The following is a 21,046-nucleotide window of genomic DNA, read 5'->3' on the forward strand; positions in this document are numbered from 1 at the left end:
ATCAGCCGAGTCGCCCGACAGGTGCAACATTTGCTTGAGACTGGGTACTGCTGACTGAACTCCCGAACAGAGACCCCATTGCGACAGAGTTTCGTGTCACACCGTCTTGCCGCCCGGGCATCGTCCAGTTTGCCGGAATGCTCTCGTTAACTTCGCGAACGAATGTCGGACCAATACCGAACTGCTCCTGGACCGCCTTCGCAAAGGTTTCTGTCGACGCGTGGCTGTCGAGCCCCAGCGTCAGCGCCGAACGGGCACTCGCATGCCATTTATTAAAGGCATCAACGTATTTATAACCTTCATCCGGACGATTCCATTTTTCCGCAAAATTCTCGCCGTTATCTTCAGGATTGCAGACGTAATACTCATTACCGTAACGGTGAATATGGTCAGGCATCCTGTTAACGATTGCCAGGATAGCCTGAAGCGGGGTGAAGGCGGTATATACTGACTGCGCGACAACATCCAGATAAGCGTGAGTCGCAAGCGTGGTGATAACTGCCGAAATAGGCCGATATCCTTCATTTTTCGTCCTGATCGCCCATTCATCCCTGTGCCTTTTCATCAATTTAATGCTCGCACGCAGCGGATCATCTTTTTGATATTCTTTATATTCAGGCAGCGGGGCCTGGGTCGCAGAGTCCATTGCTGCATGACTTTTATTAAACTCAACAACATGTTCAAGCATGATGTCCTGCTTTGACGCATCATGCAGCCAGTCTGCATAAGGAATGGGACTGCTTGCCTTCCAGCCGTGCTCCCTGTCGGGTACTTCGAGCATGCCCAGTCCGTCGCTTTGCTCATTGTGATGGCAGGGACGTGCAGGTGTGACATCAATGTGGAAACCCGGATTTTCATCGGCGTAAACAATCCTGACACCGCGACGAAGTCGCTGAATATCCTCCTGAACCCTACTGCCTTCCTGGAAACGACGTTCAATAACCTCTAATACAGTCCGGGCATCGATCCCTCTGGCATGGGGTAACCAGACAATCGCATCTGCATCAATTGTCCCGAGATCTGCTGGCGCCCCAGGCACCGGATTAATCGTTGTCTGAAGACGCATAGAACCCTGGGGAAAAATATGGGCATCCGCCAGCAGGGGATCATCGGCAGCAGAAAGAATTTTTTCCAGCTGAGAGTAGCGAGCATCAATGACGCTGTACTGAGCTGCTGATAACGAAATTTTTCGGGCTGCACGGAGAAGAAAATACTCCCAGCTGCTGTGTTTAGTCTGTTCGTTACTCATGGACGTTGCTCCTCTGTACATCCGATGCTAAGCATGGGGCGAAACTGGTTTGCGTTATTTTTGTCACGGTCAAAGATGATGTAGGGATGCTGATGCTGGGTCGTCAGCAAAGCCCCAAATTCAATGGCCAGCGCAGCAGGCACCGCGGCAAAAACATGAATGGCCTGGGTCGTGGTGGCTTCTAACTGACTGAGCAGCTTCTGCAGCTCATCCCTGAACGCATGGATGACCCTGCGGTTTGTCACCATGGCGTAGCTGGGTTCAGGGACAGTGAATTCTACAATCCGGGCACCCGGCAGTGCGGCGGTAACATCGCCTCGCGGTACCGCTGCGGAAAGAGACAGCACCAGAGCAACTGGCCCCTCACCTTGCGGAAGTTCAGAAGAGATAAACGCCGGCGGCAGGGCATCTGTATCCGGCCAGCGCAATATATGTTCTCTGTTAAATGAATACTGAAAGCGTTTATAGCGGTCGCCAATGGTCTGGCCGAGGAAAAACAACGCCGGAATATCCGCAAGCCCAACCATGGCCAGAGCCGGCTTGTCGCCAAATTGCCCCCCGCGGCGGGCAAGCCCGGCCTCGAGTTTTTCAGTGATTAAATCCTTAATCGCCTGCCAGTAACCCGCATCCCTTCCCCGTGAACTGGGCTCAGGGAACACAACCGTAACCGGATGGCACTGTGCCGTCAGCCCTTCTGCAGACATGGCGGTAAGAAGGGCCTGCGCCGGAATTGCAACCAGTGTCTGATGATGCTGGCTTTGAACGATAACCGGTATGGCGCGTTCCTCCCCGGGCGTGGAAGCCGCCAGGCGAATTCTGGTCAGGCAGGCAGAGTGAAGTCCGCTAAGATCGTCTTCGGGATAATTGTCGCCGTCACGATCAACCCGGTCATGGCATCCCGGACACAGCAGCATAAGATTCTCGCTGTCATTCGTCCGTGCCAATGCCTCTTCTACGCTGTGTGTGGCATTTCCCCTGGGGCCTTTCGGGCTGGCAGGAAGAATATGGGCCACTTCTCCCCATTTCATCGTCGTACCGATACGAAAATCATGTGTCAGATCGGTTCCGCAGAGTTCACAATGACCCGCAGCACGGATCCAGACCAGAGTTCTCACTTCAGGGCTAGTGTTAAAACGCCCACTCGAATCATCCGCCTTTTTTTTCGCATTCACGTAAGGATACTCCTGAAAAGGAAAAGCCATTAGCACGGGAAATACTGAAATAGGTACTGTTCATCTTTTTTTCAATACGCAACCGCGAAAAACATAACTCGCGAAACAAAATACGGAGCGAACCGCCTATAGCGCTGCCAGGTCTTCATTGAGCGATATGCGGACATTACTAACAGCATTCTGTGTGAAACGGGGGAGCGGGTCACCGCTTCCCAACCCGTTATTTCAGCGTGCCGAACTGTTTGTTCTTCAGTGCATATAGTCGGTCGAACTCAGCATAGGGCTCTCCCGTTTCAGCGGCGTGCCGGGTTTTAGCGTCCAGAAGGTCGGGCAAAGGGATCCCATGACTCAGTGAGTGGTAAAGATCATAACCACTGACACAGATAACCCGCTTCCCTTTACCAAAAGCCGTCAGACCTTCAGGCGTAAATCCCATCCAACTGATAAATACGCCGCGTGTCCAGGTTGCCTTGGTACTGAGCTTTCCTTCAAATACATGGAGATCGGCAGCCGACGTTCTTTTCTGATGCCATTTTGCCTCCATCAGGTAAAATTCATCATTCAGTCGGAAACTTCCGTCAATCTGTTCGCCTGTATTTCGGAAAGACGAACGGGGAGCAAGCTTAAAGATACTGAACAGTTCAGCAAGCCAAGCTTCAAACCGAAAACCACGTAGTTGTGGCGGCAGAGATTTCATCTCGTTCAACCCATCCCCGTCAATACGGTTCTCGCTGGACGCTTACGTATTTCTGAAGTATTAATTTACTTTTATCCACCCATGAAAGAGTTGGTTTTAAACAGACAATGTGCCGCTCCTTGTCTGTTTGCTTACTCGGGCTGCAAACGCAGGCGGTTCACAGCACAAGCAAGTTAACGAACCAGATCAATACTCTTAGCGTATACGAAGCCTTCGGTGGTGGTGATTGGTACGTTGGACGGGCTGCAAAAAACGTCGTGTTTGCCAATGTTATTTTCAGCACGATATGACCAATCGAGGTCCCGGATTACCTTCTTTTCGCATAGCTCTGGGATTTCTCGGCATTTGTCTGCAATAATATTCGTGATGTTGAAAACAAATTTGTACATATCAAATCCGAGTTCGTATACCCTTCCGTCAAGCCTTAGACTAGGCTTTTGACAGAACATCTCGAGGTCTTTCATGAGATTTGCGGTGTAGTCGAAGATCTCAGCGATATTACTCATTTCGCTCTGTACGAATCGCAATTTGGATTTGTAATTTTTGTTTTTTTCGTCAGGTATCGTGTTATCGATAAATGATTTCACGCTTTTTGCAAACACTTCTAGTGGTATTAGAAGGTGTTGCGAATGGCTAACGAGAACATTTTCCTCGATTTTGACATGGAGACGAATTTCGTCGACGTCCCCGACATGATGAAAATAATTTCTGATAAGCCGAAGGACTTTGAATTCTGGAGCAGTTTTAATGCAGCAGTTGAATAGCTCAAGCAGCTTATCAGCCGTAGAGTGGAGGTTATTCAGGTAGGTAAACAGCGTGTTGATGTCCCGCTCTTCAGAATGCCTGATGTCCAACAGCTCGCGCTGGCTGTGAAAATATCGATCAATAAACGTGTACTTCTCCATGTGGCTAGGCTCCACTCCCCGTCTGATTTCATATTTTATATACTGAGGCGCAAGACTATTCGAACTCATGCTCATTCACTCCGCTCTGCGCACAGTCCAGGGCGAGGTAAGCCATGTGCTATCCAGTCTGCGCTTGGACGAGAGAAGTCCATTGTCACCTCAGCTTGATTTAATGCGACCGATGCCGTGCGAGCAAGTTTACGGTCGACGGTCTGGGACGCGAGAGAAGATGATGTGTTCATAGTGTTTCCTCAAGTAGGCAAAGTCCCGACACATAAAAGTGCCATGTAATGGACTTGGAGTCGTCTGACCCCCTTGAGGTTGGGTAGTAACCTTACCCTCTCACCTTATCGCGCCCGCCCGCTTGTGTTAATACACCCTACCACGGTGATGCTAAAACGCATTCTACAACCTTTTGTTACGTTAGGAAAAGGTCCATGAACTGAAGCAAAGTAAGCTGTCAGGATATATTCATAAGAGGCGCATTTCCTATCAGCGTAAAGTGCGTTTTCATCCACGACAGCGATCTCTGGTAAAAATGACTACCATTTACTGAGTATTCTCCCCTGTCAGGATAAAAATCACTATTTCAGTAGATGCAGACCCGCTCCCCTCAGTGTCTCCGACCTTCTTTGTCTCCCTGTCGCGCTGGCGTGCCCGAGAATGGTTATATCGTTGCTCTTCGCATTCCAGCCGAGCCTAAGCAATACACTGAAAATTAATCGTGAATTTCCCCGCGATAAAAAGTGGGTTAACGCTTATTATTTCTGCACTTAGCATATAGGGAATTCAGGATATCTATGTTTGGAAAGCTCCTTAACAGCGTGACCTGGCAGGTCAGAGCTGACCTCCGCCGCAAACTCAAAGCCAACCGGGATCATAAAAATCTCAGCTGGAATCTGGCGGAAAGGCTGCAGGTTTATTGCTCCACGCATTACATTCGGGCCATGCTGATACTCTGGGGAGTGGCAGCCGGCGCGGTGGCGGTGGCTCACTATGCCCGCCCTGTCTTTGATCCGTTTGCCCGTCAACATTTTAAAGGTATTACCGCCTTGCCCGGGTGGATGTCCAGCCTGCTGGGAAGCCAGGTGACCCTCATCGGTATTGTGTTCCCGCTGGTTGTCGGTCTGATCAGTGTTCTTTTTCAGAAAAAATCATCCCGGATTCATATCCAGTCTGCCTATCAGCTGAATTCCGGGTATATGTTTGCAGGATTAAGCGCCCTTTCCCTGGCGGGCTTTATTCTGATGGCGGGGATAGCGTCGTCACTCGGGGATAACTATCTCAATACTGCGATAGCGGTTACCGCCTTTATCTGGATGCTGTTCAATATCTTTCTGTCCATCTGGTTCTTTGTCACCAGTCTCAATGTCCTAGATGATGACAAACGGGACCGTCTGATGAAAAAATACTATCAATCACAGATGGTGAGCCAGTATATACAGCAATCCATGATAAGATCCTGGTTGCAGTATCCGGGTCATTATATTGGCAACCAGTATCTGAAAACGATAAAAATACTGCCCTACGCAGACGCCATGAACGACGGGATGAACACGCTTACCTGCCCCGTTAAGAAAAATGAAATCGTAAAGGATATTTACCTGAGGCCACTACTTTTCCTTCTGAGACGATTACGGCCCGTTTCGGATCAGGAGGCTGAGATTGTGATTCTACCTTCGTCCGGCAGAGAAAACGGCAACTTAACCCTTTTGTCGGCAAAAGGAGTCATTACCTCCCAGCTGTGGAACTGGCTGTACAGACGTTGTATTCCGACGGGCATACCTCGGCAAAAGAAAGATTATAATGACATCCCCTATGATTTTTTTGGTGAGGCCTATGATGCCCTGAATGATAAAAACATTGGCATTTTTAAAATGGCTGTAAAAAGACTTACGGGAACCTACACGTCTGTCAAAAGGAGCTTTTGTTATGCTGACGGTAATTTTCTGGACGAACAGGACGCCTCAGGCCTGAGCTATTCTTTAAGCCAGTCGTTTCATTTTGAGTTAAGGCAGTTTATAAGGGAAACGGTAAAATCAACTGAGACGACGGGTGCCTACTTCAGTGAAGCGATGTATGTCCCCTTACACGTCTACAGGGAATCTGACAGCACCAGTTTCACGGATTTCAGACAGTTTATACAGTCGCTCTTTAGCGTATGGCACACCCTTACTGAATGGAAAGCAGGAAACGGCGGTACCCTATCCGTCAGCCAGGAGCAGACACACCAGGATCTGATCCGCAGTTTCATCAGTCTGTGGGAAGGCTGGAGTATGGGGGACGTCATCGGTAAACCTGACGCCGGGGATTATGCCAGCCGCCTTTTATTCCATCTGCACTACACCGTAAGACTAATTATTCCTCCGGTAGTGGCCGACAATGTGTCGTCTGCAAGACATGCGCATGATGTGCTGTGTCTATGGAATGAGAAAAGTCGCTTCTCCCGGTACTGGGAGGAAGAATTTCGATGGCACAGCTTCTTCCTCAATCCTGATTATATTAATCTGGAACCTTCGGGCCCGCAATGGACCACGATGCTCAGGGGCGGTACGTATAATGAAAAGGCAGCATCAGCCATCATTTTCAGTAATGCCTTATGCGATATGCGGCTGTTGATATCAGGGTATATCGTTGCCAACCTAGAGCCCCAGGGGAATATTGATCTCGCTGACCTGGTTAACCGTCTGGGATTGTCGTCATTATTTGAAGAAAGGGATGACAATGACGCCGCCACGCCCGCTTTCAAAACGGCCACGGATATTATCGATATAATCCTGAGAATCGAACATTACCGGCCGCAGAACCATGACAACTGGTATGGTGCCCTGTCAGAGACCATTGAAGCCCTGACCTCGTTTAATGAGAGACCGTTAATATCCGGCAGAGTCTATTCAGGGATAAAGGATGATCTGGATTCTCTTTATGGTGCGTTTGCGCTCCTGGCCATCCGGCTCGCCAGAACGTCAGAGCCTGTAACCGAACGCGTTTCGGAGGCACTGGCCGGGGGCCTGTTTTCTTATTTTCGTAAAGAGCAGATCATTCATACACTCGAAAGACTCAAACGAGACCCGTTTGTCCCTTATCAGGGGTATATGCTGTCGGCCGCCGAATATGCCGGACAGGTTCCCTTTTTCAATGGCATATTGGACCGGTATATTGAGGCGTTTAGCCGCAGCAGGACAGCTGATATCCTGGCAGCAGAAGTGGATACGGAACGACTGAGAAAGACCGATATTCGTCTGACGGCAGAGTTGCCAGGGGCGTTGTCAGAAGACCCTCTCCTTGCACGCTTCAACTTCACTGCGGACCCGGATTTCCGGCATGACTGGCAAATGAGGTGCTATTCGGCAGGAGTGCCCAGAGAATATGTGGCCCGCCATCTGAACACGAATTTCTACGGCGATTTTCCTGCCACGGCAGACCTGAAGGGAAGCATGCTTCACCGGCTGCATTTTATGCTGGGTAAATTACCCTCCACCCTTAATACACCGGTAAGCAACCTGCCGGATCTGCTGCAGGCTGTCCGGCAGCACACAGCAGATCAGCGCGATTCTGTGCTCATTATTTATGGTTCCCGGTTCAGTGACGAATTACGGGAGCTGAGTTACCAGCCGGACAGGCATGCTGCGCTAAATCTACAGATTGATACCCCTGTCCGGGGTGTCCACGGACTGCCCGTCAGGATCAATAACTGTCTCATTTATCAGGTTCGCCATGCCCTGCAGAATTATTCCCTGCTGGTCAACAGGGAAACCTTTGGTGAACTGAAGCTGTTCCGGTATCCGGATGGCACGCTTTTCAATACCTTCTATCGCAGTAGCGCCGATCCGCTTGAGGGGGAGCTTAGAACGGTGTGGGAATTTGACATGCAGGTAAAAGGCCCCTTGGCCGGCCGGTTCGACCACCTTTGATTTCATCCTTCCGGCGACGCAGACAGGGCGTCGCCTTTTTATGCTTATATGCTAATAATGAAAGTATTTACTTTAAATATTTGCAATAATCTCTTATTCACAATAGTTTTGATTCATTAGTGCTTTATCTGTACTAACTTTCTCTCCTCCTCCGCTAAGATCCGAAAAATGCCAGATCCAGAAGTGAAGTAACGCAGCGACTGAAAATATTTCTCTCCTGCGTTCCCGACATCCTTGTGGTGCCTGGACATAATTGGTGGAGCCGCAAATGATGAGGAAAAGACATGAAATACCTGCATACCCGTACTGCCGATGAGGTGCTTAATACAATTAAAGCGTACCGTGATTATCTCCACGAGCATACGTTACGAAAGCCACACTGGCCGCTGCTGGACAGGCTTATTTCCCGTGAAACAGAAATGATGCAGGTATGGGAAAACATTGCGCAGCAACGGCTTTGCTGGAAGAAGTGCTACACGTTGCTGGAGCAGATTTTTTTGCGAGGGCTTATGGCACTAGGGATCATAGCAGTCGGTTGAAGGCTGACTACCGCAGGCTGACTAAACTAAATGAGAAAATCGCTGCGCAGGCGGCGGCGTTGTCTGCGCTACTGACAGAGCAGGACCAGATACTCAATCGTAACGCCTTTTCGCTGGAGCGCACAACACACAACACACATTGTCGATCTTATTGAGGCGGCTTAAGAGCTGAACGGGCACTATCGTTCGTATTTGCGTGATCCTCTCGACGCCTTGCGCACTAAATATGACGGCAAATACCGGCCATCTCTAGAACAGATCCTTAATGTCGCAGCTATGGAAATTTTGGACGGAGACCTGATGATCGGATTATTCGGCGAGTTAAATTACTAATAATCTGGGTTAGAATGTATTAGGCGGGGGTTTCTACCCGCCTGATTTTACTTACGGACTATGTGTCACCTTGGAAATAATGGCCTTCTTTTACACGAATTCGTATTAATCTATATGAATTACGATCTAATGCCATTTTGTAGACATCTATTCCTTTGTCTATTTGCTTACTGGCGTAATCTTGAAGTTTAACTGAAGCCCTGCAACCTAAAGTAATTTCTTTGATAAGAGACTTATCAAATTGTTTAACACCAGAACCCTCAGTAATTACCCTGTACTCATTTTCATAAGCCCACGGTTTACCCTTATGAAGATATGTGGCGTTTAAATAGTCTTTCGGAGAATCAGTGTAATAGTTATAATGGGGATATGAATCAACATAGAGAACATCGCCCTCAATCCCACGATCTTCAATACTATGAGAGAAAGCATCATCAAAGCCTATACAGAATCCGGTATGCGAACTAGCGTAATGTGACCACATCAAATAGTTATCATAGTCACGCGTAAGGCACACAATACCTTTTGTCGTCAAAGTATGCTCTCGCATACTATTCTCAATACCCCACCTGGAGTTTTCATCAAATGATTTGTACCATGCCCAAAATTCTTGTTCTGTTCTATCTGGACGGGCCTGATGAAATCGTTTTTTGATCACCTCAAATTCGGCATTGAAGTCAAAAATTAGCTTTAGCTCGGCTGGATCATTAAATCCTAAGGCTCTGCTGGCATATACTGTACCTTTCTCAACAAAAGCATCTAAATACTCGATGACTTTATTGTCGTCAACATTCCCTACATATTTGTACAACATGGTCTGAAATCACTCCACTTAAAATGCACCTTCCAGCGTCTAGTAAGTTCAACCTTTCTTAATCAGCTCGCGCTTGATTTCATCGTAGACTATGCCTGATTCCAACCTTCATCAAGTAAAGAGCTGGAAATGGCGTGACAAGATGTTACCTAACCTCATGAATTGAACTAAATCGCCACGGTTTTAACAGACACCTCAGAGTCATTTAAGATGGCTTAAAGAGAGGTGCCCATGAGCGGTAGCGTTATCCCGAAGAGTTTAAAATTGAAGTAGTCAAGCAGGTTATTGATCGTGGTAATTCTGTTTCCAGCGTTGCAACACGTCTCGATATCACCCCCCACAGCCTTTATGCCTGGATAAAGAAGTACGGTCCAGATTCTTCCACTCATAAAGAACAGTCAGATGCTCAGACCGAGGTCCGCCGTCTCCAGAAAGAGCTGAAGCGAGTTACCGACGAACGGGACATATTAAAAAAAGCCGCGGCGTACTTCGCAAAGCTGTCCGACTGAGGTACGCCTTTATCCGTGACAACAGCTGTTGCTGGCCTGTTCGCCTGCTCTGTCGGGGGCTGGATGTTCATCCCAGTGGCTTTTACGCCTGGCTTCAGCAGCCGCATTCGCAACGCCATCAGGCAGACCTAAGACTACAGGGCAGATTAAACAGTTCTGGCTGGAATCGGGATGCGTATATGGAGATCGAAAGATCCATCTGGATCTACGGGACAGTGGGCAAAAGTGCGGAGTGAACAGAGTCTGACGACAGTTCAATCCGGATGAGCGTTGAGTAACAGACATAACCTACATCAGGACCTACGAAGGCTGGCTGTATCTTGCCGTGGTTGTCGATCTGTTCTAACGCAAAATTATCGGCTGGTCAATGCAATCCCGGATGACAAAGGACATTGTCCTGAACGCACTACTGATGGCTGTCTGGCGGCGTAATCCCCAAAAACAGGTGCTGGTTCACTCGGATCAGGGCAGTCAGTACACAAGCCATGAGTGGCAGTCGTTCCTGAAATCACACGGCCTGGAGAGCAGCATGAGCCGTCGCGGTAACTGCCACGATAATGCGGTTGCAGACAGCTTTTTCCAGTTGTTGAAACGCGAGCGGATAAAGAAAAAGTTCTATGGAACGCGGGAAGAAGCCCGTAGCGATATTTTTGATTACATCGAAATGTGTTATAACAGTAAGCGTCGGCATGGTTCGAGTGATCAGATGTCACCGACAGAATATGTAAACCAATATTATCAACGGCTCAGAAGTGTCTAGATTATCCGTGGCGATTCACATCAATGTTCTCGCGGAGGTAAAATACTGGCTTTATTGCTCATGCCGATAATGGCTAGTTACATTACATACATGGAACGTCAGCTATGCAATTACAAGTTTTAAATCCTTTCTGCACTCCATGCCCGGCTAAAATGCCCGATGGTTTTCTACCGGAACGCTACAGAATTGCAGAGGCTCCGCCAGAGGCAGATAGAGTTAACCGCTTGTATCCTGGTTTATATGAGGATGACCAATATGGATTCATTGATGCCCCCTGCAAAGCAGGAGCGCTTACCGCATTTGCGCATTCTCCTGGGCTAACCAGACATGTTAGCGATTACTTCAGGAGCAATCCCATATTCGAGAACTGGCGACATCTTATGCCTGAGCCAACGCCTGCTGCACTTGAGCGGTATCAGGAAACTTATAATGTGCTGAATCTTAGTAACGTTGACACTCTCATTAAACAATATGGTGCAATCCCTCCTGAAGGACAGGTACTTTTCCACGGCGGGCAATTTGCTGATCTGCCTTGGCAATACACCTCTCAAAGACCGCTAGCTACATCATTCTGTCCGGGAGCTGCAATTGCAAATGGATGGCACTTGGGTAAAGCCTTTGAGGCAGGTTACATTGATCTAGTAATGCTGACCGTTACACAGCCCAAATCTAGGGCTTATTTCTTCTCGCACGAAGATAACGAAGAGGGATTTTCAAGGAAAGGCCATGAACGGGAGGTTTTGTTTGAAACAGGTGCAGAAATCACGATTAGCGAACGTATTCTAATTCGCGAGGATTTCCCTGTGGGCATGGGATGGCAATCAAAAATAGTTCCTAGCTATTTGCTTATCGCAACGATTTCGTGAACTGACTCACTACGGTGAAGCAGATAATTTTCCCATACCCGACCGGTGCGCAATTATGCACGCTGCTGTCAGCGCGGCGAAACACCCCCGCGGCTCTCTCATCGTTCTGACATAGAGGATATTCAAAAGGTTACACTCTATCTCAGAATCACCAGCAAAATTAATGATGGAAAATATGGACGAAGAGCATTGCATTTGTGCCAACTGCGTACATGATAAATATATTCGAAAGCTGATTTCCACTAAAGGGAATACATTGTGTTTTCTGAAATCCCTCCCGTTTCTTGCGTTGGGTTCAGAGTACACTTACTGAATAACCAAATAGAATATTAGGTTATTTACACTGACATTCTGAGTTATTGCTTTTTTTGCCAGTTTGCTAACGCAAACACCCGCACTCCAGCGTAGTATGTTCGCGGGGAAGGATATGCGGGGATTACCAACTCGAAGAAAATCAACCCGCTATATAGTTATAATTACACCATGCTGTGAATGGCGTAACATTCTGGTTGCATTACTATATATCTGGTATCAACTTGCAGTCAAGAGCATTGCTTATTTCTCGAAGTAACGATCCTGAGACTGAAAAAAGGCTATGTGCATTGACCGATATAGAATCCACGCTCCTTGACATCAGAACTCCATCCAATTGAAAATAAAGACATGAATTCGATTCATAACCATTCGCCCGGTCAACATTGATAATGGGTAAACCAATTTCCATCTCCAGACTAGAGATTACTCCTCTGTTTTCATAACAATGCTTCAATCCCTCTTTCAGAGTATCAAAATCAATCTCAGCGAAAGTTCGTATAATGCCAGCTTTTAATAAATGATATTCATTTTGATGTATAGTATAAAACGCATAAGCATAGTCACCATCTTTAAGCCTCTGTGTCTCATACTTAACTAATGGATATCTATTGTGTTTCAAGTAGTTGTTAAGTTCCAAATAAATATTATACTTATGACCGGAACCTGTTCTATTGCAGTAAAGGAAATGTGTAAGGCGGTAATATTCCAGAACAGCTTCGTTGGGAAGAATGTCAATCTTCCCATTTTCTTTCGTCAATTCTGAGAATGCAGGATCTTCAGTCTTAAGCACTCTCCATTTAACTAGTTCTTGTTTAAAAACACCACCCCACATAAAATAAAACTCATTCCATATGTCGTTTTCAGGCTCAAACTTCTCCTCAAGAATTGGTTTTAAATGTTGTAGATATTTACTCCATGACTCTTTCTTTGCAATTAACTCGTTAGTGATTTTCTTGTATTGAACACTATTAATAACATCTAAAGGGGCATTCATCTTAATCGCAATAGCGATATAATAATAATCTATCAATGACGCATATGCATTTAACAATGAATCTGCATTCACTTGAGCTTTAAAAAAAACATCATTATCGACTGGATTAACGTTATTGTTGCCAGACTTTAAAAAAAGATTAATAGCATCTATAAGTGAAGCATTGAAACCATTAGCAAGATATGTTATTTTGTGAGCTTGATACTTGATATTTCCAATTGCTTCCTGATACATATATTCGTTATCCATGAGTTATCCCTTTTGAAAATTAAGCCTACCTATCAGAATTATTTTTAACCCTATCAGAGCAAAATAGTAAGGGTTATAACACCTTGTAAGACTTACAAACTGCACCAACATACCATTAGTGCTCGCTTCACGCCGCTCATCCAACATAGATCTTAATAGCCCTCTTACCAGACTATAAACCAAGCCAGCCTTGACAACGCTACCGCCCTCAGAGATATCAGTTCTGATTAAGTAATGATGCATCTATATATTACCGAAATTCATGGATTGCTCAAGAATGCAATCAGATAAACCCTAAGAACTTATAAATCTGGTTATGCGATTACGGAGGGAAATAGTTCATGAACTAGAGTAAAATAAGTTGACAGGAAATGCCCATAAGAAGCGGACTCTCTGTTAGTTCATGAAGTTACCTGGAAGTTAGTTGGTATCTAAATTAGAAATATTCATTTAAAACAACTAAATGTGGCGCATTTGCCTTATGAACTGAATTCTTACACAACATAAGTTAAATTGAATCTGAACTGTATTAGGCTTCTAACCCCATGGACCTGTTCAGTCTTCGCCCCTTCTGATTTCTCTATCGAATAACCAATCATGAAGGTCTGAGCAACAAAGTTCGCTCCTGCAGTTGAAATGCTTTGAGCACAAGCACTCTGGATGCAAACGCTATACAGAGTGCAATCTCAACGGTTTAACGCTGACAAAACACCGACGGCGAACGGCTGGTATAGAACTGCCATGTACTGCTATTGAGTCGCAATATGCTGAAATAAAATGGTTCTTTGGGTTTAAGGAAAAAATCTGGCAACGTTCTCGCTAACAATGGATGAATGTTAGTGCCACCGGAACTTGAAGCGACATTTCCGGATTCCATAAAGTAATCATCATCCTTGCGGGTAAAGGTAAACCAGACATTTTGATTTACCGCCAGCTTTTCACCGTTATTATCAGTGATTTTTCCGCGTAAAATAGCCACCCCATTGCTGCCATTAAAAACGTATCTGACTGAAATATCACCACGAATATCTGGATACTCCATTACTAATTCTCCGGAGCAATCAAAATGTGACCGCTGCCAGTTTTGTAACGTCATCGTGACTGCAATTGTTAACGCTACTGCTAAGATGATGCCAACACACCATTTTATATTACGTCCCCACATGTCTGGACTCCGCGAAATAATAATGGGTCACACAATCATTATCCTGCCATCGGCTAAATTGCTTTCGACAAGTTAATGCGGAGATCCGCGGGAAATTAGGATACAGCGTGAGATAAACCCAGGGATAACTTTGACAATCCAGCGTATTTGTTTTGATAAACTGCTGGTGCTGATCAAATTTAAGCACATCCTGATTGACGTACCAGTGGCATCCCTCCCCTACGCCTAAAGACACATAGCGACTGAGTTTGGGATCAAACTGTGCCTCCCAAGTCACTATTGCGGCTATAACGCAACACACAACACCCGCCAGAATCCAGCACAGTGAGTGCATACGCAGTGATTTTGTCACTGTATTTACCGGCGTTACCGATGGCGTGACAGAGAGATCGCTAAGCGGTTCTTCAATCTTCTGTTCCAGCACTTCCAGTTGTGGCTCCAGGCGGATTCCGACTTTCGGTACGGTTACGATAAGTTCTTCATTCAGGCCAAGTTCTTTAAACGCGCGACGCAGCAAGGAAATATTCTGATAGAACGTATTATTGGTGACCTGCGCACCGTTAATATACCAGACATGCTCAAAGAAATAATCACGTTCAATAACCTGCCCCTGTTGTTGAATTAATAATAGTAAACAACGGGTTGCCGGATTGCTTAATGTTATACGTTTGGTCTCATCTGATTTCGCGTAGAGTACGTTCCGCTCTGGCCAGAATACAACGGTACTGTTAAGCAAAAACACGTGTGCCATTATGTTCCCTGAATATGGATTTTTGTCAATTTAGCTAGAGCGAGCACTGCCAGCGTTAATTTACGACAGTTGAAAATCCCCAACGATTTCCTTCATCGTTAATCACAGTAAAGTTTATCTTATTATTCAGCATTTCAGGAGGTGCTGACTTAAAAATTACCTGCCGGGAACGCGGTGAAACCACTATTCCAGTTATGGAATAGTCTCCTGAATCTACATTAGCCAGAGATATGTTCCAGGAACTCTGATTAACAGCGTAAATCCCCCCGTTTTCATGGTGAAAACTCAGAAGATTGATGCTTTTTTCAGTCAACACGCCTGTGTTTTTCGGTCTCCATAGGACTTTTAGCTGATTTCTTAACGTTAAGCGCACTTTTTCACCAGTTGGGCTATTTTTCAACTCCGCTGGAACCTGGTACACGTTGAGCCAGAATAACGACTCATAATCGTTGGCAAGCCCCGCCCCAGTCGTCATCACCTTTATCTCGCGTTGTTCACCGGGGAGAATTTTTAGCACCGGGGGAAGCACGATAAAAGGCGAGCTGGCCTGAGATGGCCCTTTCTCTGGCGTGCCGTCATCTACCCAACTTTGAACCACCACGGGATAATTACCGTCGTTGACTAACATCACCGAGCGTTGAGTCTCTCCGTGGTTGAAGATGACCCGAGTAGTACTGATGTTAACCGCCGCATGTAGGCCAAATGCCAACATCCAGAGGCTACTGAATACGCAATAAAACTTGTACATGTGACTGGTAGCCCCCCGCCGTTAACGTATCTGCACCAAAACTTGCCAGACGAGCTTCGAAGCTTTCGCTGTAGTAATTGATGCCATCCTGGCTGCCATTTTGCTGCGTATTGCTGCCAATGACTGGCATCCAGCCGCCTTCGCTACCGCTGCCGACAGTTGATACCGCCATAAAATTCACCGGACTACCCGCGCGGTAAACTCGCACGCCAACGCCGCGAGCCCGCCCGGGAGCGCCATATTGCGTATCTAATAGCCAGGTTACGGTTTTACCAGTAATCAAATTAAAACCCCAGGCGCTGTTGACGCTGCTTTCCGGTGCAAGCAGCCCCATTGCGACATTGCTCTTCCCGGTCGCCACACCGGAAACCACCGTTGATTCGCAGGCAAATCCTATCTGGAAGGGCGCTGATGAATACTCCCCCTGCTTGAGCTGGGCCACGGAAATTGGCGGCAGATGCACAACGGGCGTAAAATCGGTAACCTGACACATTGCTGCACGTTTGACGAAGATCCCGTTATTGTACAGGCTAATCACTGACGGCCAGTCATTCGCCCAGCCAGCCCAATTTCCTCCACGGTGTGGCTGACCTATCTTGATACCCCACGAAGTTGTACCGGGCCCACGAAAAACCACGTAAGCATTGGGATTCACATAACTATTGTAAGTAGCAGACTGCGCCTGGTTGGCGTAGTAGCGTGTATCCAGCGTTTTAATCAACTCGGCACTTATCGTCGAGAAGTTCTTGGCCTTAATCAGGAAGTTGCCATTGGTATCAAGATCCAGGTTTTCCAGTGGGCGTTGCTGCCAGCTGTCGGTAAAGACGCTGCCTGTCGCATCGTGCGTCAAGCGTAATGCGACGTTTTTCATGATGGTCAGATACGCGCCAGGTACATCCGTTGCTTCATACCAGCCAGCCACGGTGTCATCGCCGTTAGTTGACCAGGCTTCATAGAGTTGTCCGGCGGTGTCCGGTGTACAACGGAAAAATACCTGCTCAGGATCGTAACCGCCGCCTTTATGGGCATAAGTGGTAAAAGGGATCCCGCCGCTGGAGGTCAGGATCGTCCCTGCCGGCTGAAAACTGCTATTACTGGTGATATCGACAGATTTACTCAATCCCGGCAATAGCCCGTTCCAGGCATCGTTGCCGCCGCCGGAGCGCCAGTCATTGGCAATGCCGTCCGTACTTGCACTAAGCCTGTGCGTGCCTTGTGCGCCACTACTTCCTGATTTATATGGATAAATAATGTATTCACATGCGGCCTGTATCTGACAAGAAAACAGCGCCAGCACCAGAAAAAATAGTTTCATGAGCGCCCTTTTGTTACGCAAGCGACCGTTAATGCAATTAACGGTTCTGTACGTTGTTGTTGGTTAAGTTTCCACGGCAATGAACAATCACTGCTTTCCAGCATCAATAGTCCCTCTTCGTCTTCAACGCGGGCATATACCTGGTTCGCCTGGGCAACCATCCCGACTACACGACCTCGACCGTCGGTCACTGCCGCTCCCATCGGTAACGTCACGTCACTCTTCACAGTGATGAGTAGCGGATAGCCAGAGAGCGTTGCAAAACGCAGTTTTACTGCGGCCCCTGCCATTGGCGCAATGCGCCGTTGACTCTCCTGAAGCTCTGCGTTGGAGTTCATTCCACTGCCGTCGAGAGTCACATTGTTATAACGATAAGGTGTCAATGAGGGGACCAGCGCATAACCCCCGCTGTTGACGGTTGCACCCTGTCCGCCCCCGACTCTGGCTCCCGCAGCGCCTGGCGCTTCCACCAAGGCAAATGTGTCGCCAACCCACGGGCCGGCAACAATGCCATGGCGATGTACAACGAGCGCCCCGCGTACCCCTGCAGACCATTGCTGATAGTTTTGTGACTGTGAGACGCTGCCGTTTAGCGTGCCGAAAGCCGTATTTTTTTGCAGTGAACCACCCCAGTCGGTCACGCTGTTTGACTCACCTTGCCCCTGTTGCCAGCCAGTAGACAGCGCGTAATTAAGGGTTTCATCCTGATCAAGCGCACCAGACAATGCCAACTGCGCATTGCGCCCAGCCTGTTGAGCCTGACTCGCCGACAGCGCCAGCGTATGCTCACGTTCGCCTATACCCAAAGGCATTGAGACGGTAAGCGTTGCCATGTTTTCTTTTTGCACTTGTGAACGGTCGCCGTTACGCCACCAGGTGTCCTGTCGGCTGAATGACATACCTAGTGTCATTCGTCCAAAGGTGGTGTTATACCCAGCCTGCAACTGAGTGCTGCTGCCACGGTCACTGTAGTAATCCATCATTGATCCCGACAGCCATAGGTTTCCGTAGCTGCTCAACGTTTGGTTCACAGTAACGGTAAACTGGTTTTTTTGACGCAGCGTATCCGAGCGCCATTGCGTATTGCTTCCGCTGACGCTTCGCTCACCCAGAACGTCACCGTAGTCACGATACCCTTCTGTGGAATAGCGATAACCCGCCAGCGCGACGTGAGTTCCTGTCGGGGTGAACGTTTTGCTCCAGTTGGTTTGCAGCCGCCAGCCACTCATGGTTTGAGAAGCAATCCGGGCCCGCGAACCGGTAACATCGACACCAAAAGCGCCCATCGACGTTGCCAGAACGCCTCCCATCAGGAGTGCCTGATAGTCGTCGCCGATCCGCAAAGCGCCATTAGCGGTCAGGAGATTCGTCATCCCGCGCTCAAGCGTGAAATCGGTAAACAGACCATCGGCGGCGCTGTAATCCCGGGTCTTACCTGCCACCAGACCGTAGCGCCAGACGCCGGGACGCAGTGATAAAGGTACGCTGGCATATGGCACGGTATAGCTACTCTTTTTGTTATCGGCGCCGGTGATTTCAACTTGTAAATCACCGTCCCAGGCTGTATTCGGCAAATCATCAAGTACAAAAGGGCCTTGTGGTACGCTGGTTTCGTAAAGCGTTCGACCATTCTGCTTGACCACAACGCGTGAAGGTGTAGATGCCGTACCACGAATTTCTGGGGCGTAGCCGCGTCGCGACTGTGGCCACATTCGTTGATCGGTTTCCAGTTTGACACCTGTAAACGCCATACTGCCAAGCAGATTTCCCGAGGTGTAGCTTTCGCCTACCGTCAGTAAACTTTCCAGAGATGCGACAGGGTGTTGAAGCCAGGTTTGAAGCGCATCCCAGCGTTGGCTTTCTCGATCGCCATCGCGCCGCCAGTTGGCAGACGACTGTTGGCGAAATTGCCAACTCCCCATGTTGAATCCGCTGCTCAGTCCCAGCCAACCATAATCACTTTGCTGACCGTTATTTTTATTGTGATAGGCGTGCAGATTGTAGTTACTGAACAACACGCTCTCGCCGCTTTGCCACTGCGACGGCGGTACATAATCCATGGGGGTACGTTTTAATGCCGCCTGAGGAACGCTGAGATTCAGACGCAAAAAGCTCTGGTCAAAATCCCAGCGTCCACCGCTGATCCGAGCTTCAGGGGCGAAGCAATCCTGCGCTTGTTCCGACGCTGCTGTTACGCCCTGTTCATCCCAGAATTTCGCCGGAAGACAGGGTTCGGTACGCCCTGCTGTATTCTGGCGAAACAACACATCATCCCGCCCTACATACCGTCCATTGAGCCAGATATCCACGCTATAACGTCCCGCGACCACCGCATCCGGATCGTTGAGCATTGCCAGGCTTTTTTCGTAACCACTCCCAAGCAACAATGTTTCGTCAAAGGTGTAATTGCTGGCAAAAACAGGCATCGCAGCGGGCAAAAAAAGCCACCACCAGCGTGGATTAGTTTCGGACATTGTCCTGTTTCTCCAATGCCACGCGCCCGCTTAATGAGGCTCCCTGATCGTTAATCCAGCGCATTTGCGCGTCATTCACTTGCGAAATTTTTGCAGGCCACGACATTGTCGCCCACGGTGCGATCGTTTCGCTCTGAATGCGCTGTTTTTTTCCCGCACCGCTGACGTCAAGTGACGAGAGCGCAAGATAGAAACCACTGTTATTGCGTAAATGCAGCTTGCCATTCTGCAACCAGACCCGGCTGGTGTTCGCCATCTCCAGCGGCGAACCCACCAGCCCTTTGGGTCTTACCAATACTTTTACGCGACTACGTACCAGCACCAGAAGCTGGTTATCGTTTTGCGCATCCTTATTTATGGGCGGGATCTGAATGAAGTTAAACCACCATAGCGATTCCCTGTCCTGTGCAATGGGTTTGCCGATGTAACGCAGCCGCACAGTTTGCCCCGCGTGGGCCGCCATCCGAAAGACCGGTGGAGTGGTGACAAAAGGAGCGGCCGCAGTTTGTGGTACGGATTGTGCATCGCCATCATCAAGCCAAACCTGAACGACACCAGGGACGTCGCCGCGATTAGTTAATTGCACACTGACTTCCCGGCTGTCTGCCGGATAGATTATCCGGTTGCCGGTCATCACTATGCTTGCCTGCACGCAGAAGCACATCATCATTCCAACTAAACCAATAGCCAATCCTTTCATCACGCAGATCTCGCTTACAAATAGGAAATGGCGTATTGCACAGTGCCGACAACTGTCCCGGCGGTTGCTCCACCGTTCGGGCTAAAATACTGCACGGCAAAGTCGTGCTCACCGGACGTATTTCCGGCCGCAACGGTGATTCCTGCAATTGGAGTTCCAGTACGCAAATCAATCGGCGTAGTGCCCGCGCTATCGGTCAGTAGTTGTAATTCAACATTTTGCGCTGTACCCGTATTAGCCAGGTTTCCACGCTCGGTCATATTATTTGCAACGAAGACGGTTTTAATATCCAACGCATTAGAATCAACAGTACAACCAGTAACGCCGAGGGTGAATGTTGTCAGGCCTGCTGAAGATGCTGCTGCTGCGAGATCGCTTTTCGCAACCGACGGCAGTAATACTACCGGCCGTGCATTTACACCGTTAACCGTGACTTCGCAAGTTTGTTCGGTCACTTCGCCTTTAAAGGTGATGGTATTTGCTGAATCAGCATACGCTATCTGCGCTAACAATAACGCAAGGCCACCAGCTGCAAATATGTAACTGGTATGAGGATTATTGATTTTCATATTGTCTG

General features: G+C 48.0%; 15 protein-coding genes and 2 pseudogenes. 4 read left to right on the forward strand and 13 right to left on the reverse strand.

What is annotated here, in order from left to right; all coding sequences use genetic code 11:
* Position 1: 1 nt before the first annotated feature.
* The 4 genes and pseudogenes from WN16_RS15275 to WN16_RS15290 form a co-directional block, all read right to left on the reverse strand.
* On the reverse strand, positions 2 to 1,249 hold the full coding sequence (locus WN16_RS15275) for a nucleotidyltransferase (protein ID WP_000064266.1): 1,248 nt from the start codon (positions 1,247 to 1,249) through the stop codon (positions 2 to 4).
* A complete protein-coding gene (locus WN16_RS15280; protein WP_000992191.1) occupies positions 1,246 to 2,421 on the reverse strand; it encodes an SAVED domain-containing protein in 1,176 nt (391 codons plus the stop codon). The genes WN16_RS15275 and WN16_RS15280 overlap by 4 nt, the downstream gene beginning before the upstream one ends.
* A gap of 220 nt (positions 2,422 to 2,641) precedes the next feature.
* Positions 2,642 to 3,124: pseudogene (locus tag WN16_RS15285) on the reverse strand (restriction endonuclease); the annotation flags it as partial.
* A 167-nt stretch (positions 3,125 to 3,291) separates the two neighbouring features.
* Positions 3,292 to 4,023 (reverse strand): hypothetical protein, encoded by a 732-nt coding sequence (locus tag WN16_RS15290; RefSeq protein WP_000417618.1) that lies wholly within the window; start codon positions 4,021 to 4,023, stop codon positions 3,292 to 3,294.
* A gap of 800 nt (positions 4,024 to 4,823) precedes the next feature.
* On the opposite strand from WN16_RS15290, the gene WN16_RS15295 reads away from it, so the two are divergent.
* Both WN16_RS15295 and WN16_RS15300 read left to right on the forward strand, forming a co-directional pair.
* Positions 4,824 to 7,937 carry a chromate transporter gene (locus WN16_RS15295; RefSeq protein WP_000467150.1) on the forward strand — a complete coding sequence of 1,038 codons (3,114 nt, stop codon included), beginning with the start codon at positions 4,824 to 4,826 and terminating at the stop codon, positions 7,935 to 7,937.
* 284 nt (positions 7,938 to 8,221) lie between these two features.
* Positions 8,222 to 8,476 carry a hypothetical protein gene (locus WN16_RS15300; RefSeq protein WP_000876161.1) on the forward strand — a complete coding sequence of 85 codons (255 nt, stop codon included), beginning with the start codon at positions 8,222 to 8,224 and terminating at the stop codon, positions 8,474 to 8,476.
* Between the two features lie 391 nt (positions 8,477 to 8,867).
* On the opposite strand, the gene WN16_RS15305 is transcribed toward WN16_RS15300, so the two are convergent.
* Positions 8,868 to 9,623 (reverse strand): DUF2971 domain-containing protein, encoded by a 756-nt coding sequence (locus WN16_RS15305; RefSeq protein WP_042199392.1) that lies wholly within the window; start codon positions 9,621 to 9,623, stop codon positions 8,868 to 8,870.
* Positions 9,624 to 9,886: 263 nt separating this feature from the next.
* On the opposite strand from WN16_RS15305, the pseudogene WN16_RS15310 reads away from it, so the two are divergent.
* Together WN16_RS15310 and WN16_RS15315 are read left to right on the forward strand one after the other, a co-directional pair.
* Positions 9,887 to 10,892 (forward strand): annotated as a pseudogene (locus tag WN16_RS15310) (IS3 family transposase).
* A 104-nt stretch (positions 10,893 to 10,996) separates the two neighbouring features.
* A complete protein-coding gene (locus WN16_RS15315; protein WP_001176973.1) occupies positions 10,997 to 11,758 on the forward strand; it encodes a hypothetical protein in 762 nt (253 codons plus the stop codon).
* Between the two features lie 517 nt (positions 11,759 to 12,275).
* Here the strand turns inward: WN16_RS15315 and WN16_RS15320 are convergent.
* The 8 genes from WN16_RS15320 to WN16_RS15355 all read right to left on the reverse strand — a co-directional run bounded on the left by WN16_RS15320 (position 12,276) and on the right by WN16_RS15355 (position 21,038).
* Complete coding sequence (locus WN16_RS15320; protein ID WP_000368395.1) at positions 12,276 to 13,316, reverse strand: hypothetical protein; 1,041 nt, start codon at positions 13,314 to 13,316, stop codon at positions 12,276 to 12,278.
* 694 nt (positions 13,317 to 14,010) lie between these two features.
* Positions 14,011 to 14,481 carry a hypothetical protein gene (locus WN16_RS15325; protein ID WP_016150237.1) on the reverse strand — a complete coding sequence of 157 codons (471 nt, stop codon included), beginning with the start codon at positions 14,479 to 14,481 and terminating at the stop codon, positions 14,011 to 14,013.
* The gene (locus tag WN16_RS15330; protein WP_044702451.1) at positions 14,468 to 15,232 is read right to left on the reverse strand and encodes a winged helix-turn-helix domain-containing protein; all 765 of its coding nucleotides are present in this window, start codon (positions 15,230 to 15,232) and stop codon (positions 14,468 to 14,470) included. The genes WN16_RS15325 and WN16_RS15330 overlap by 14 nt, the downstream gene beginning before the upstream one ends.
* Before the next feature lie 55 nt (positions 15,233 to 15,287).
* Positions 15,288 to 15,944 (reverse strand): molecular chaperone, encoded by a 657-nt coding sequence (locus tag WN16_RS15335; RefSeq protein ID WP_044702455.1) that lies wholly within the window; start codon positions 15,942 to 15,944, stop codon positions 15,288 to 15,290.
* A gap of 7 nt (positions 15,945 to 15,951) precedes the next feature.
* Positions 15,952 to 17,295: a fimbrial protein gene (locus tag WN16_RS15340; protein WP_044702450.1), complete on the reverse strand. Its 1,344-nt coding sequence runs from the start codon at positions 17,293 to 17,295 to the stop codon at positions 15,952 to 15,954.
* On the reverse strand, positions 17,292 to 19,769 hold the full coding sequence (locus tag WN16_RS15345; RefSeq protein ID WP_044702449.1) for a fimbria/pilus outer membrane usher protein: 2,478 nt from the start codon (positions 19,767 to 19,769) through the stop codon (positions 17,292 to 17,294). The genes WN16_RS15340 and WN16_RS15345 overlap by 4 nt, the downstream gene beginning before the upstream one ends.
* The gene (locus WN16_RS15350; RefSeq protein WP_224770006.1) at positions 19,756 to 20,469 is read right to left on the reverse strand and encodes a molecular chaperone; all 714 of its coding nucleotides are present in this window, start codon (positions 20,467 to 20,469) and stop codon (positions 19,756 to 19,758) included. The genes WN16_RS15345 and WN16_RS15350 overlap by 14 nt, the downstream gene beginning before the upstream one ends.
* Before the next feature lie 14 nt (positions 20,470 to 20,483).
* Positions 20,484 to 21,038: a fimbrial protein gene (locus WN16_RS15355; protein WP_080941992.1), complete on the reverse strand. Its 555-nt coding sequence runs from the start codon at positions 21,036 to 21,038 to the stop codon at positions 20,484 to 20,486.
* Positions 21,039 to 21,046: the final 8 nt, after the last annotated feature.

It is taken from the genome of Citrobacter sp. ABFQG, assembly GCF_004322975.1.
Classification (GTDB): domain Bacteria; phylum Pseudomonadota; class Gammaproteobacteria; order Enterobacterales; family Enterobacteriaceae; genus Citrobacter; species Citrobacter freundii.

Excerpts from the sequence above, each read along its gene's own strand:
- WN16_RS15355 (WP_080941992.1), bottom strand. The coding sequence starts at position 21,038 with ATGAAAATCAATAATCCTCATACCAGTTACATATTTGCAGCTGGTGGC.
- WN16_RS15345 (WP_044702449.1), bottom strand. The coding sequence starts at position 19,769 with ATGTCCGAAACTAATCCACGCTGGTGGTGGCTTTTTTTGCCCGCTGCG.
- WN16_RS15300 (WP_000876161.1), top strand. The coding sequence starts at position 8,222 with ATGAAATACCTGCATACCCGTACTGCCGATGAGGTGCTTAATACAATT.
- WN16_RS15315 (WP_001176973.1), top strand. The coding sequence starts at position 10,997 with ATGCAATTACAAGTTTTAAATCCTTTCTGCACTCCATGCCCGGCTAAA.
- WN16_RS15335 (WP_044702455.1), bottom strand. The coding sequence starts at position 15,944 with ATGTTGGCATTTGGCCTACATGCGGCGGTTAACATCAGTACTACTCGG.
- WN16_RS15275 (WP_000064266.1), bottom strand. The coding sequence starts at position 1,249 with ATGAGTAACGAACAGACTAAACACAGCAGCTGGGAGTATTTTCTTCTC.
- WN16_RS15305 (WP_042199392.1), bottom strand. The coding sequence starts at position 9,623 with ATGTTGTACAAATATGTAGGGAATGTTGACGACAATAAAGTCATCGAG.
- WN16_RS15350 (WP_224770006.1), bottom strand. The coding sequence starts at position 20,469 with ATGAAAGGATTGGCTATTGGTTTAGTTGGAATGATGATGTGCTTCTGC.
- WN16_RS15330 (WP_044702451.1), bottom strand. The coding sequence starts at position 15,232 with ATGGCACACGTGTTTTTGCTTAACAGTACCGTTGTATTCTGGCCAGAG.
- WN16_RS15340 (WP_044702450.1), bottom strand. The coding sequence starts at position 17,295 with ATGAAACTATTTTTTCTGGTGCTGGCGCTGTTTTCTTGTCAGATACAG.
- WN16_RS15290 (WP_000417618.1), bottom strand. The coding sequence starts at position 4,023 with ATGGAGAAGTACACGTTTATTGATCGATATTTTCACAGCCAGCGCGAG.
- WN16_RS15325 (WP_016150237.1), bottom strand. The coding sequence starts at position 14,481 with ATGTGGGGACGTAATATAAAATGGTGTGTTGGCATCATCTTAGCAGTA.
- WN16_RS15320 (WP_000368395.1), bottom strand. The coding sequence starts at position 13,316 with ATGGATAACGAATATATGTATCAGGAAGCAATTGGAAATATCAAGTAT.
- WN16_RS15295 (WP_000467150.1), top strand. The coding sequence starts at position 4,824 with ATGTTTGGAAAGCTCCTTAACAGCGTGACCTGGCAGGTCAGAGCTGAC.